Origin of the sequence: Promicromonospora iranensis (assembly GCF_028994775.1) — a bacterium.
In the GTDB taxonomy this organism is placed as follows: Bacteria; Actinomycetota; Actinomycetes; order Actinomycetales; family Cellulomonadaceae; genus Promicromonospora; species Promicromonospora iranensis_A.
This window is the reverse complement of record NZ_JAJQMN010000001.1, coordinates 346357-359034: the sequence shown is the minus strand read 5'-3', so window position 1 is coordinate 359034 and position 12678 is coordinate 346357. Positions and strand designations below refer to the sequence as shown.

The following is a 12678-nucleotide window of genomic DNA, read 5'->3' as shown; positions in this document are numbered from 1 at the left end:
TCAGGTCGTGGTCAGCTCGGAGTCAGGGAACCACCGCGATGTCGGTCGCGGCCAGGGCCAGCAGCACCACGCACACCACGGCGACCCCCATGCTGAGACCGAAGGGCGCGCGGCTGCGCGGCCGCGTGAGCGCCGTGGCACCCGCGGCAAGGGCCAGGCAGGCAGCGACCGCGCCGCCGAACCAGGCGGCCGGAGCCGGAGGGCCGACCGGCCCGGTGATGACCAGGCCGACCGCGGCGAGCAGGAGGCACGGGGCCAGCACCCCGCACGCACGCCGACCGAGCCGGTGCGGCAGGCCCCGGACACCTGTCGCGGCGTCGTCCTCCAGGTCCGGCAGGGTGTTCGCGACATGCGCTCCCGTACCGAGCAACGCTGCCGCGGCGACCGCCCAGCCGGCGGGCAGGCGCGGACCTGGCGCGGCGAGCACGACGAAGACCGCCAGCAGCCCGAAGGAGAGCGCGTAGGGCAGCCACGACCACACGGTCGCCTTGAGCCGGGCGTTGTACGCCCAGGCTCCGCCGACCGCCACGAGATGCGCTGCGCCCGGCGCGACACCCAGCGCGAGCGACGTGGCGACGCACACCGCAAGCGCCGCCAGAGCGGCGGCACGCAGGGTGCGGGCAGTGACCAGACCGGCGACCACCGGCTTGTCGATGCGGCCCACGGCTGAGTCGCGCGCGGCGTCGATCCAGTCGTTGGACCATCCGACGGAGAGCTGACCGGTGCCGACAGCCGCCGTGACCAGCGCGACGGTCGTCCCGTCGGAGCCGAGCGCGGCGGCCAGCGCGGCGGACAGGCCGGTCACGACGACGGTGGGAGCGGCATGGCTCGCGAGCACGAGGCCGCGGGCCAGGCGGCGGGACTCCTTGCCGGACATCATGGGCGGCACGCTAGTCGCGCCGCGTCCTCGGCGCGCGGGTGGCCGGGTCCTGCGTCACGATGCTGAGATGTCGTGTGTCGTCGCGGTCGAGCCCGTTCTGCCCGAGAACGTGTACGCCCAGGAGACGGTCACCGACGTCGTGGGGCCGCTGGTGGCACCGGACCCGGCACGGACGGCGCTGCTGCGCCGGCTGCACGCGGGCGCCGGTGTGGAGCACCGGCACCTGGTGCTGCCGCTGGAGGAGTACGCGGGCCTCCACTCCTTGGGTGCCACCAACGCGGTCTTCGTCCGCGAGGGTGTCCTCCTGGCCGAGCGCGCGTGCCGCCGGGCGCTGGCGGCCGCGGGCCTGCGTCCCGAGGACGTCGATCATGTCTTCGCCACGTCGGTCACCGGGATCGCGGCTCCGTCGCTCGACGTGCTGCTCGCGGAGCGGCTCGGCCTGCGGAGCGACGTGCGGCGCACGCCGTCCTTCGGGCTCGGGTGTGCGGGCGGTGCCGGCGGGCTGGCGCGCGTGCACGACCATCTGCTGGGCCGACCACGTGACGTGTCCCTGCTGGTGTCCGTCGAGCTGTGCTCGCTGACCCTGCAGCACGGGGACGACTCCCCGGCCAACATGGTGGCGTCCGGCCTGTTCGGCGACGGTGCGGCCGCCGCCGTCGTCGTCGGTGCGATGCACCCGCTGGCGCTGGCCCCCCCGGGCGGTACCCCAGGAGACCGGGCCGGCCGTCGGCGCACGGCCACGGTGGTCGACACGCGCTCGCGGCTGTATCCCGGCACCACGGACGCGCTGGGCTGGGAGGTGCGCGACACCGGGTTCGCGATAGTGCTCTCCGCCGGCCTGCCGGGCCTGCTGCGCGCGCACCTGCTCGCCGACGTCAAGGGGTTGCTCGCGGAGCACGACCTGACCCCGGTGGAGGTGCCCACGTGGGTCGTGCACGCGGGTGGTCCGCGCGTCATCGATGCCGTGCGGGATGCGCTCGGGCTGACCGAGGACGCGGTCCGGGAGAGCCGGGCGAGCCTCGCGTGCTCGGGCAACCTGTCGTCCGCTTCCGTGCTCGACGTCCTGGCCAGGACGCTGGCGAGCGCTGACGCCCCGTCGGGCTCGCCCGCCGTGCTCATGGCCTTCGGCCCGGGTGTCTCGTGCGAGCTGGTCCTGCTGCACCTGGAGGGTCGCTGATGCTGTGGTTCTATGTCGCCCTGGTGAGCGCGACAGCGGTCGAGCGGCTCGCCGAGCTCGTCGTGTCCAGCCGCAACGCTCGGTGGTCGTTCGCGCGCGGCGGCGTCGAGTCGGGGCGGGGCCACTTCCCGGCGATGGTGGTCCTGCACAGCGGGCTGCTGGTGGCGTGCGTCGCCGAGGCCGTGCTCGCCGACCGGCCGTTCCTGCCGTGGCTCGGCTGGCCGATGCTCGTCCTGGTGCTGGCGAGCCAGGCGCTGCGGTGGTGGTGCGTGGCGACGCTGGGGCACCGCTGGAACACCCGCATCATCGTGGTGCCGGGCCTGCCGCTCGTGTCCGCGGGTCCGTACCGGTGGATGCGCCACCCCAACTACGTGGCCGTGGTGGTCGAGGGCATCGCGCTGCCGCTGGTGCACACCTCGTGGGTCACGGCCCTCGCGTTCACGGTGCTGAACGCGGTGCTGCTGGCGCGGTTCCGGATACCTGCCGAGGAACGGGCGCTGCGGGTGTTAGCGGTCGGCGAGCGGTGACCGCTGTGGGGCCTCGCGCCGACGACGTGGACGTCCTGGTGGTGGGCGCCGGGCCGGTCGGGCTGGCGGCGGCGGTACATGCGCGGGCCGCAGGGCTCGACGTGCTGGTCGTCGACCGGCGGTCGGGAACCCTGGACAAGGCCTGCGGCGAGGGGCTGCTCCCCGGTGCGCTGCGGGCCGTGCAGGCCCTCGGTGTCGACCCGCCGGGTCATCTGCTGTCCGGGATCAGCTACCGGTCGCCCGGACGGAGCGCCGATCACCGCTTCACGTCCGGGCCCGGCCGGGGTGTCCGGCGGACGGCCCTCCACGACGCCCTGCGCGAACGCGCCGCCGGCGCCGGCGCGTCGCTCCTGCACGGGAAGGTCTGCGGCCTGCGGCAGCACGCCGGGGGCGTGGAGGTGGACGTCGCGCGGGGGTCACGAGCGGACGGGTCACGAGCGGACGGGACGGGTGAGGTGCGCGGCCCGGTCACGGTGCGCGCCGGATGGGTGCTCGGGTGCGACGGCCTGCACTCCACGGTGCGCCGGCTGGCGGGACTCGAACCGGCGTCCGGGCAGCACGGCGGACGGTCGACGGGCGACCGGTACGGCCTGCGCCGGCACTTCCGGGTGCCGCCGTGGACCGACCTCGTCGAGGTGCACTGGTCGCCGGACGTCGAGGCCTACGTGACGCCGGTCGGCGAGCAGACCGTCGGCGTCGCTCTGCTCGGGTCCCGCGCTGTGCACGAGGCGGGGTTCGACGTGCTGCTGCGCTCTCGGTTCCCGGAGCTGAGCGCACGGCTCGCGGACGCGTCGCCCATCGGCTCGCTGCTCGGTGCGGGCCCGCTGCGCAGGCGGTCGCGGCGGCGTTCCACGGGCCGCGTGCACCTGGTGGGTGACGCGTCCGGCTACGTCGACGCGCTGACCGGCGAGGGGGTCCGTGTAGGGCTCGCCCAGGCGGACGCCGCCGTCCGCCACCTCGGCGACGGCGACGCGTACGAGCGTGCGTGGCGGGCGGTGACCCGCGACTACCGCGCGCTCACCACCGGGCTGCTCGCCTGGGCCTCGAGCCCCGTCCGCCGGGCTATCGTGCCCGCGGCGTCGAGGGCGCCGTGGCTCTACGGCGCCGTGGTCGAGCGGCTGGCACGCTGACCCGCGACCGGTCGGCTGACCCGCGACCGGCCGACCGACAGCTCGCTCAGCGCACCATGCTGTTGTTCTGCACGGCAGCCAGCCGCGCCTTCACGCTGAGCAGGGTCTCGATGATGAGGTCCTCGCGCCCGTCGCCGAGCCGGCTGATCGGCACCGCGATGCTCATCGCGTCCACCGAGTGGTGGCTGAAGGGAAGTGCGACGCCGAAGCAGCGCACGCCCAGGCACGACTCCTCGCTCTCGGTGGCGTAGCCCTGGTAGGCGGCGCGGTCGATGATCTCGAGCACCGCGTCCTTGTCGGTCGTGGTCTTCGGTGTGATCGCGGCGATCGACTCCGGCACCAGGTCCCCCCGCGCCTCGGCGGGTATCTCGGCGAGCAGGGCGCGCCCCAGCGACGTGGCGTAGGCCGGGAGCCGGCGTCCGACGGCGGAGTGCATGCGCAGCGGGTGCACCGACTCGCGCTTGGCGGTGTAGATGACGTCGGCGCCGTCGAGCCGTCCGAGGTGGACGGTCTCCTGGGTGGCGGCGGCCACCTCGTCGAGCACGGCCGTGGCGCGGGCGAGCACCGGGTCGCCGTCGAGGTACGCCGAGCTGACGACGAGGGAGTGGATGCCGAGCTGGTAGACGCTCCCGGTCGGGTCGGTCTGCAGCCAGCCGCGATCGGTCATGGTCCGCAGCAGCGCGTGGAGGCTGCTCTTGGGGATGTTGAGGCGCGTCGAGAGCTGCAGCTGGGTCCCCGGGCCGTTGGCCGCGATGTCGTCGAGCAGGTCCAGGGCCCGGGCCGCGGACTTGACCGGCCCGGTGTCGCCGGCGACCGCCGTCTCGCGGGGGAGTTCCTTCTGTAGCTGCATCGACGTTCTCCTCTGGTCTTTCTGCAGGTCTGGTCCTTCTGCGGGATACCGGGGCAGACCCACGGGTGAATCCGAGCCTACCGCGAGTTCGCATACATGGACAGGTTTCCACCCCTTGACCCGTGACCCGCGTCACGTCTATCGTCAGGCAAGTTCACATAGACGAACACAGTTCACAAACCAAGGGGTGACTGCGTGATCCAGGTTCGATATTCGACATCTCCGTCCAGTGCGGAGACGGCTACCACTGCGGACCTGCGAGAGAACTTCCTCGTGACGGACCTCTTCGTGGACGGCGAGGTCCGGGGCACGTACACCCACGACGACCGGATGGTGGTGGGCGGGGCCGTTCCCGGCGCCGGCGAGGTCGGCCTGCCGGCCTGGTCCGACGTGCTGGGGACAGGCACCCACCTCGAGCGCCGCGAGCTCGGCGTCATCAACGTCGGCGCCGCCGGGCACGTCGTGGTCGACGGCGAGAAGTTCGAGCTCGACCACCTCGACGGCCTGTTCGTCGGCCGGGGGAGCGAGGTGTCCTTCGTCGGTGCCGAGGCGGCCTTCTACTTCGTGTCCGCACCGGCTCACGCGACGTACCCGACCCAGGCGCTCAGCCACAGCGAGGTGGTGCCGGTCGCGCTCGGCTCGGCCGAGGCGGCCAACGAGCGCAACCTCTTCCGCTACGCGTGGGGCCAGGAGCTGCAGACCTCCGTGCTCCAGTTCGGTGTGACGGTCGTCGCGAGCGGCTCCGTCTGGAACACCTTCCCGCCGCACCTGCACGACCGCCGCACCGAGATCTACTGCTACGTCGACCTCGACGAGCAGGACCGCGTCTTCCACTTCCTGGGCCAGCCCGGCGCCACGCGCCACCTCGTGCTCCGGAACCGCCAGGCGGTCATCTCCCCGCCCTGGTCCATCCACGCCGGTGCCGGCACCGGGAACTACGCCTTCATCTGGGCGATGGCCGGCGAGAACAACGCCTACACCGACCTGAGCCCCGTTGCGCTGGAGGACCTGTGAACAGCTCACCCTTCGACCTGCACGGCAGGTGCGCGGCGGTGACCGGCGCGGGGCGTGGCCTCGGCCAGGCGATCGCGCTCGGCCTGGCTCGAGCGGGGGCGGACGTCGTCCTGCTGGGCCGGCCCGGCAACCAGGAGGCGACGCGCGACCTGGTCGCCGACCTCGGCGTCAAGGTGGACGTCGTCGACCTCGACGTGGGCGACCTGGACGCGGTCGAGGAGGTCAGCGCCGAGCTGAACGGCTCGCGTCAGATCGACGTCGTGATCAACAACGCCGGGATCATCGACCGCGAGGACTCCGTCGCCGTCGGCCGCGACTCCTGGCAGCGGGTGCTCGACGTCAACCTCAACGGGCTCTTCTTCCTCACCCAGCAGCTCGGCCGGCCGATGGTCGAACGAGGCCACGGCAAGATCGTCAGCGTCGCCAGCCTGCTGTCCTTCCAGGGCGGCCTGCGCGTGGTGTCGTACGCGGCCAGCAAGCACGGCGTCGCCGGGGTGACCAAGGCGCTGGCCAACGAGTGGGGGCCTCGCGGCGTCCAGGTCAACGCCATCGCGCCGGGCTACATGATCACCGACAACACCACGGCGCTCCGCGAGGACGCGGACCGCTCACGCTCCATCCTGGAACGCATCCCGGCCGGCCGGTGGGGCACCGCCGAGGACATCGCCGGTGCCGCTGTGTTCCTCAGCTCCTCGGCCGCCGACTACGTCAACGGTCACGTCCTGGCCGTCGACGGCGGCTGGATGGCCCGCTGACCGCCCTTTCACCTCTGTCCCACCGCCGGGGGAACCCGGCACCGAAGAAAATCGAGGAACGACAATGAAGTTCACCTCTCGACACACGGCAGCCCTCATCGGGGTCACCCTCGCGGCCGCCACGCTCACGGGATGCACCGAGGAGGCCGGCGGGGGCGGCGGTCCCGCCGCCGAGACCGGCGCCTGCGACCCGGCCGACGTGAAGCTGGTCGGCCAGGTCCGCAACGAGTCCAACCCCTACGAGGCCGCATGGCTGGACGGCGGTGACGCCTTCGCCGAGCAGGTAGGCCTCACGCAGGAGCGGCTCACCTATGACGGTGACTCGACGCGTCAGCAGGAGCAGGTCAGCCAGCTGCTCGCGGGCGACACCGAGTGCCTGGTCATGAACGTCCTGCCCAACGGCGACTCCGACACCCCGCCCATCGTCGAGGGTGCCCAGGAGGCGGGCGCCTACCTCGTCACCCAGTGGAACAAGCCGGCTGACCTGAACGTCACCGACTACGACACCTGGCTGTCCCACATCACCTACGACGGCGTGGAGTCCGGCAAGCAGATCGGCGACGCGCTGGCCGAGGCCATCGGGGGTTCGGGCGGCATCGTCGCCCTGCAGGGCATCCTCGACACCGGTGCCGCCAAGGACCGGTTCGCCGGTCTCGAGGAGTCGCTCGCGGCCAACACGGACGTCGAGCTGCTCGACGACCAGACCGCCAACTTCTCGCGCGCGGAGGCCCTGGAGGTCACCAAGACGCTGCTTTCCAAGCACGGCGAGGACGTCAAGGGCATCTGGGCCGCCAACGACGACATGGCGCTCGGTGCGCTCGAGGCGCTGCAGCAGGCGGGCCGCGACGACGTCGCCGTGGTCGGCATCGACGCCGTGCCGGACGCGCTCACGGCGATCCAGGACGGCACCATGACCGCGACCGTCTCCAGCGACGGCCCCTGGCAGGGCGGTATCGGCCTGGCCATCGGCTACTGCGTGGCCACGGGTGAGCTCGCGGTCGAGGACATCGCGGACGAGGACCGCGCCTGGTACGCGGAGCAGTTCCTCATCGAGCAGGACAACGTCGCCGACTTCGTCTCCCCGGAGACGGACGAGTCCGACTTCGCCTGCGACAACCTCTTCAGCCGTTCGCAGGGCGCGATGTCGTGACCATGACATCCCCCGCCGAAGCCGACGCCGGCTCCGAGGTCGTGAACGCAGGGCGCCCCCAGCCTCGGCGGGGGATATCGCTCAGTGACGCAGGACCGCCGATCGCCCTGGTGGTCATCTTCGGAGTCTTCGCAGTCCTCAGCCCCGACTTCCGGACGCTCTCCAACGTGCAGAACGTCCTGGACGCCGCGGCGGTCCTGGCGGTCGTGACCTGCGGCATCAGCTTCGTGCTGATGATGGGGTCGATCGACCTGTCAGCTCCCGGGATCATGGGAGCGTCCGCGATCGCGGTCGCCCTCCTGGTCGCCAACAACCGCAACGACAACGACTTCGGGCTGTTCGGGGTCGCCGTGGCGGTCCTGCTCGGTGCGGCGCTCGGCTGCCTGAGCGGGCTCGCCCTGGTCGTGCTGAAGGTGCCGTCCTTCATGACCACCCTCGGCATCTCCGCCGTGGGTCTCGGCGTGGCCACCCTCATGTTCGCGGGCGTGCAGCCCAACGTCACCGACCCGATGCTGGAGGGCTGGGCGGTCGAGCGGTTCCTCGGCCTGGCCCACCTCACCTGGATCGCCGTCGCCTGCGTGCTCGTGGGCGTCCTGGTGCAGCGCTACTCGCGCCTGGGCCGGTACGCCTTCGCGATCGGCGGCGCCGAGGAGGTGCTGGGGCTCTCCGGGGTACGGGTCGCGCCGTACAAGGTGGCGGTCTTCACGATGGCCGGTGCGTTCTACGGCCTCGCCGGCGTGCTGGTCACCAGCCAGCTGAGCGCCGGCCTCGTCCAGGCGGGCAAGGGCTACGACTTCTCCGCCATCACGGCCGCCGTCGTCGGTGGCACCCTGCTCACGGGCGGCCGAGGCGGAATCCTCCACTCCGCGGTCGGCGTCCTGCTGGTGACGGTCCTCACCAACGGCCTCGTCCAGGTCGGGGTGAGCCCGTACTGGCAGGGCGGTGTCCAGGGCCTCATCGTCGTCGCGGCCGTCGCGGCCGCGGTCCTCCCACAGCGTCGTAGGAACCAGGTGACGAAGTGACCACGAACCTGCAGACCCAGCCCGACCCGCGGGTGCCGGCGCCCGCACCCGCCCTCGAGGTGCGCGGTCTGGTCAAGCACTACCCGGGCGTGAAGGCGCTCGACGGCGTCGACCTGGTCGTGCGCCAGCACGAGGTGCTGGGCCTGGCCGGGGAGAACGGCGCCGGCAAGTCCACCCTGCTCAAGGCGCTGGTCGGCCTGGTGCGGCCGGACGGCGGCGAGATCTGGGTGCGCGGCGAGAAGGTGCGCCTGCGGAGCGTCGTCGACGCCGCCGACCACGGCATCGGCATGGTGTTCCAGGAGCAGTCCCTCGTCCCCAACCTCACCGCCGCCGAGAACATCGTGCTCGGCAGCGAGGGCCCGGGCGTGCGCCGCGGCATCTACCGCTGGAACACGATGCGCCGGCTCGCGCAGGAGCAGCTGGACAAGATCGGGTCGCACATCGACCCCCTCGCCCGGACCGACACCCTGTCCTTCGCCGACCGGCAGATGGTCGAGATCGCCAAGGTGCTGCGGATCGAGGAACGCACGTCGCACCCGCCGGTGATCATCCTCGACGAGCCCACGTCGGTGCTGGAGTCCAAGGAGATCGAGACCCTCTTCACCCAGGTACGCCGGCTGCGCGAGTTCGCCTCGGTCGTCTTCGTCTCGCACCGGCTCGACGAGGTGCTCGACGTCTGCGACCGGGTGGCCGTGCTGCGCGGCGGCCGGTCCGTGGGCGAGGTGCCCTCCGCGGACGCCGCCCCGGCCGAGCTGCACCGCATGATGATCGGCTCGACCGGGTCCGACGACCACTACCACGGTGCCGTCGCCGAGCGACCGGACGAGGCCCGCAGGCCCCGTCTCGTGGTGCGTGGCCTGTCCGGCAAGAGCTTCCGCGACGTCGACCTCGACGTGCACGCCGGCGAGATCGTCGGCATCGTCGGCGTCCACGGCTCCGGCCGCGAGGACGTGTGCCGGGCGCTCTTCGGCGCCGAGCCCACCACCGCCGGTGAGGTGGTCCTCGACGGCGAGAAGCTCGACCTGTCCGGCACGCGTGCGGCCTGCGCCGCCGGCGTCGGGTACGTCCCGGCCGAGCGGAAGACCGAGGGCATGGTCGGTCCGATGTCGGTGGCGGACAACATGACGCTCACCAAGCAGCAGTCCCGCTGTACCGGCCCGCTGGTGCGGCCCCGCAAGCAGGCGACACTGGTGGACCGGTGGATCGAGCGGCTCTCCATCCGCACCCCGCACCGGGGCACCGCCATCCAGCGCCTGTCCGGCGGCAACCAGCAGAAGGTGGTGCTGGCCCGCTGGCTGGTGGCCGGCGACGTCCGGCTGCTGCTGCTCGACCACCCGACCCGCGGCCTCGACATCGGGGCGCGCTCGGAGGTGTACCGGCTCATGCGCGAGCTCGCGGGCAGCGGCGTCGCCACGGTGCTGCTGGCCGACAGCCTGGAGGAGGCGATAGGCATGTCCGACCGGATCATCGTGATGAGCGACGGCCGGGCGACCACGGAGGTCGCCGCCCCACCCGGGGGCAAGCCGACCCCGCTCGACCTCGTCAAGGAGATGGTCTGACCGTGTCCGCACCCGCCCTCACCTCACCGGCCCCCGACGCCGTCGTCCCCGGCCGTCCGACCGTCGGCCAGCGGCTCACGGCGTTCATGCCGGTCATCGCGCTCGTCGTGCTGCTGGCGGCGCTGACGATCGCCGACCCGGGCTTCCTGACCCTGAGCAGCCTCACGGCCGCCGTCCGCACCTCGGCGCCGCTCGTCGTGCTCGCGGCCGGCGCCACGCTGGTGGTCCTGTGCGGTGGCATCGACCTGTCGATCGCCGCGCTCTGCTCGCTGGCCACGGTCTTCTTCGCGCTGTGGCTGCCCGACCTGGGCGGGATCACCACCGTCGCGATCATCGCGGCCACGGGCGCCATCGGGGCGCTGCAGGGTGTCGCCCACGTGCTGTTCCGTATCCCGTCGTTCATCGTCACCCTCGGCGGGATGAGCATCTTCACCGCTGTCGCCCTGGTGATCTCCGACGCCGGCCCCGTCCGGGTGGTCGACCGGGACGCCACCAACTGGCTCACGCTCTACGTCGGCGGTGTGGTACCGATGGCATTCGTCGTCGCGCTGGTCCTCGTCGCGGCCGTCTCGCTGGTGCTGCGGCTCACCCCGCTCGACAGCTGGATCCGCGCCACCGGATACTCCGAGTCGGCGGCCCGGCTCGCCGGCGCGCCGGTCGACCGGGTCAAGATCGCCGCCTTCACCGTCTCCGGCGCCTGCGCCGGCCTCGCCGCCGTCATGCTCGTCTCCCGCAACTTCAGCGGTAGCCCGACGATGGCTGACAACCTGCTGCTGCCGGCGGTCGCGGCCATCGTCGTGGGCGGTACAGCCATCACCGGCGGTCACGGCTCGCTCTGGCGCAGCCTCGCCGGTGCGCTCGTGGTGACATTGCTCCGCGTCGGGCTGCCGATCGTCGGCGTGCCGTCGGCCTACGAGCAGATCCTCTACGGCGCGATCATCGTCGCGGCCGTCGCGCTCACCCTCGACCGGTCGAAGGTGCTGATCATCAAGTAGCCGCACCCCGACCCGGCGCGGCGGACCACCGACCTCGGACCCGAACCACCCGAACCCTGAACCCCGAACCCCGAACCTCGAACCTCGAACCTAGAAACACGGAAGGCTCCTCATGACCGAGAATCCCCAGCTTCTGCCCGCCGTCTCCTCGTTCCTCTCGTCGCCCAGGCAACTGCTGATCGACGGCGAGTGGGTGGACGCCAAGGAGGGTCAGACCTTCGCCACGGTGAATCCCGCGACGGAGGAGGTCCTCGTCCAGGTCGCCCAGGCCTCCGCGGTCGACGCCGACCGTGCGGTCACGGCCGCCCGCAACGCCTTTGAGCACGGTTCGCCCTGGTCCAGGATGACCCCGCGCGACCGGTCGCACCTGCTGTGGCGCATCGGCGACATGATCGAGGAGCGCACCGAGGAGTTCGCCCAGCTCGAGTCCCTCGACAACGGCAAGAGCCTCGCGTCCGCCCGGGGCGACGTCGGCGTGGCCGCCGAGCTGTTCCGCTACTTCGCCGGCTGGGCCACCAAGATGGAGGGCACGACGATCCCGATGTCGGTGTCCGGCCGCGACTTCCACGCCTACACCCGCCGCGAGGCCATCGGCGTCGTCGCCGGTATCGTGCCGTGGAACTTCCCCCTCACGATGGCCGCCTTCAAGATCGTCCCGTCGATCACGGCGGGCAACACCGTGGTGCTCAAGCCGGCCGAGCAGACCCCGCTCACCGCGCTCCGCCTCGGTGAGCTGCTGCTGGAGGCCGGTGTCCCCGCCGGTGTCGTCAACGTCCTGCCCGGGTTCGGGGACGCGGGCGCCGCCCTGGTCGATCACGCAGGCGTCGACAAGGTCGCCTTCACCGGCAGCACCGAGGTCGGCAAGAAGATCGCCGCCGGAGCCTCGAAGAACCTCAAGAAGGTGTCGCTGGAGCTCGGCGGCAAGGCACCCAACATCATCTTCGCCGACGCCGACCTCGACGCCGCGATCGCCGGTGCCGCCCTGGCCGGCTACTTCAACGAGGGCCAGTGCTGCGTCAACGGCTCGCGTCTCTACATCCAGCGCGAGGTGTTCGACCAGGTGATCGAGGGCGTCGCCGCGGCGGCCCGGGCGATCAAGGTCGGCGACGCCTTCGACCCCGCCACGACCATGGGGCCGCTGGTCTCGCAGGAGCAGCACGAGAAGGTCATGGGCTATGTCCGTGGTGCGGTCGCCGACGGCGCCACGCTCGCCGCGGGCAGCGCCGACCCGGCGGCCGACCGCGGCTACTTCTTCTCGCCGACCCTCATCACCGACGTCACCGAGCAGATGGCGGTCCAGACCGACGAGATCTTCGGACCCGTCATCACCGCCATCCCGTTCGACACCGAGGACGAGGTGGTCGCCGCGGCCAACAACACCGTCTACGGCCTGGCGGCCGGCGTGTGGTCACGCGACCTCAGCACCGCCCACCGGGTGGGGAGCAGGCTGCAGGCCGGCACGGTCTGGCTCAACACCTGGCACGCGGACGACGTCACCCTCCCGCGGGGCGGCTTCAAGCAGTCCGGCTGGGGCCGTGAGCTGGGGTCGTTCGGCCTGGACGACTACACGGAGCTCAAGACGGTCATCGCAGAACTGCGCTGACCCGGAACAGCACCAC

12 protein-coding genes are annotated in these 12678 nt (G+C 72.0%); 10 read left to right on the top strand and 2 right to left on the bottom strand.

Annotated features, from left to right (window positions below):
* Positions 1-22: 22 nt before the first annotated feature.
* A complete protein-coding gene (locus LUU90_RS01640) occupies positions 23-880 on the bottom strand; it encodes a UbiA family prenyltransferase (protein WP_275001485.1) in 858 nt (285 codons plus the stop codon).
* 67 nt (positions 881-947) lie between these two features.
* Between LUU90_RS01640 and LUU90_RS01635 the strand changes: the two genes are divergently transcribed.
* Genes LUU90_RS01635 through LUU90_RS01625 form a run of 3 tightly spaced genes read left to right on the top strand, consistent with a single transcriptional unit; the run spans position 948 to position 3714 of the window.
* A complete protein-coding gene (locus LUU90_RS01635) occupies positions 948-2057 on the top strand; it encodes a type III polyketide synthase (protein ID WP_275001484.1) in 1110 nt (369 codons plus the stop codon).
* Positions 2057-2584, top strand: a complete 528-nt coding sequence (locus tag LUU90_RS01630) for an isoprenylcysteine carboxyl methyltransferase family protein (RefSeq protein WP_275001483.1) — start codon at positions 2057-2059, stop codon at positions 2582-2584. The genes LUU90_RS01635 and LUU90_RS01630 overlap by 1 nt, the downstream gene beginning before the upstream one ends.
* A gap of 5 nt (positions 2585-2589) precedes the next feature.
* Positions 2590-3714 carry an NAD(P)/FAD-dependent oxidoreductase gene (locus LUU90_RS01625; protein ID WP_342469217.1) on the top strand — a complete coding sequence of 375 codons (1125 nt, stop codon included), beginning with the start codon at positions 2590-2592 and terminating at the stop codon, positions 3712-3714.
* A gap of 46 nt (positions 3715-3760) precedes the next feature.
* Here the strand turns inward: LUU90_RS01625 and LUU90_RS01620 are convergent, their stop codons facing one another.
* Positions 3761-4564, bottom strand: a complete 804-nt coding sequence (locus tag LUU90_RS01620; RefSeq protein WP_275001481.1) for an IclR family transcriptional regulator — start codon at positions 4562-4564, stop codon at positions 3761-3763.
* Between the two features lie 195 nt (positions 4565-4759).
* Between LUU90_RS01620 and kduI the strand changes: the two genes are divergently transcribed.
* The 7 genes from kduI (at position 4760) to LUU90_RS01585 (ending at position 12662) form a co-directional block, all read left to right on the top strand.
* On the top strand, positions 4760-5578 hold the full coding sequence (gene kduI, locus LUU90_RS01615) for a 5-dehydro-4-deoxy-D-glucuronate isomerase (RefSeq protein WP_275001480.1): 819 nt from the start codon (positions 4760-4762) through the stop codon (positions 5576-5578).
* A complete protein-coding gene (locus tag LUU90_RS01610) occupies positions 5575-6333 on the top strand; it encodes an SDR family oxidoreductase (RefSeq protein WP_275001479.1) in 759 nt (252 codons plus the stop codon). Before kduI ends, LUU90_RS01610 begins: the two co-directional genes overlap by 4 nt.
* A 64-nt stretch (positions 6334-6397) precedes the next feature.
* Positions 6398-7483, top strand: a complete 1086-nt coding sequence (locus LUU90_RS01605) for a sugar ABC transporter substrate-binding protein (RefSeq protein WP_275001478.1) — start codon at positions 6398-6400, stop codon at positions 7481-7483.
* 2 nt (positions 7484-7485) lie between these two features.
* Positions 7486-8505, top strand: coding sequence for an ABC transporter permease (locus LUU90_RS01600; RefSeq protein WP_275001753.1), 1020 nt, complete (start codon positions 7486-7488; stop codon positions 8503-8505).
* Positions 8502-10064: a sugar ABC transporter ATP-binding protein gene (locus tag LUU90_RS01595; RefSeq protein ID WP_275001477.1), complete on the top strand. Its 1563-nt coding sequence runs from the start codon at positions 8502-8504 to the stop codon at positions 10062-10064. Before LUU90_RS01600 ends, LUU90_RS01595 begins: the two co-directional genes overlap by 4 nt.
* Positions 10065-10066: 2 nt before the next feature.
* A complete protein-coding gene (locus LUU90_RS01590) occupies positions 10067-11059 on the top strand; it encodes an ABC transporter permease (protein ID WP_275001475.1) in 993 nt (330 codons plus the stop codon).
* Between the two features lie 112 nt (positions 11060-11171).
* Entirely contained in the window at positions 11172-12662 is a 1491-nt protein-coding gene (locus LUU90_RS01585; RefSeq protein ID WP_275001474.1) for an aldehyde dehydrogenase family protein, read from the top strand.
* The last annotated feature ends 16 nt before the right edge of the window (positions 12663-12678 follow it).

Excerpts from the sequence above, each read along its gene's own strand:
- LUU90_RS01605 (WP_275001478.1), top strand. The coding sequence starts at position 6,398 with ATGAAGTTCACCTCTCGACACACGGCAGCCCTCATCGGGGTCACCCTC.
- LUU90_RS01640 (WP_275001485.1), bottom strand. The coding sequence starts at position 880 with ATGATGTCCGGCAAGGAGTCCCGCCGCCTGGCCCGCGGCCTCGTGCTC.
- LUU90_RS01635 (WP_275001484.1), top strand. The coding sequence starts at position 948 with ATGTCGTGTGTCGTCGCGGTCGAGCCCGTTCTGCCCGAGAACGTGTAC.
- LUU90_RS01600 (WP_275001753.1), top strand. The coding sequence starts at position 7,486 with ATGACATCCCCCGCCGAAGCCGACGCCGGCTCCGAGGTCGTGAACGCA.
- LUU90_RS01620 (WP_275001481.1), bottom strand. The coding sequence starts at position 4,564 with ATGCAGCTACAGAAGGAACTCCCCCGCGAGACGGCGGTCGCCGGCGAC.
- LUU90_RS01585 (WP_275001474.1), top strand. The coding sequence starts at position 11,172 with ATGACCGAGAATCCCCAGCTTCTGCCCGCCGTCTCCTCGTTCCTCTCG.
- LUU90_RS01630 (WP_275001483.1), top strand. The coding sequence starts at position 2,057 with ATGCTGTGGTTCTATGTCGCCCTGGTGAGCGCGACAGCGGTCGAGCGG.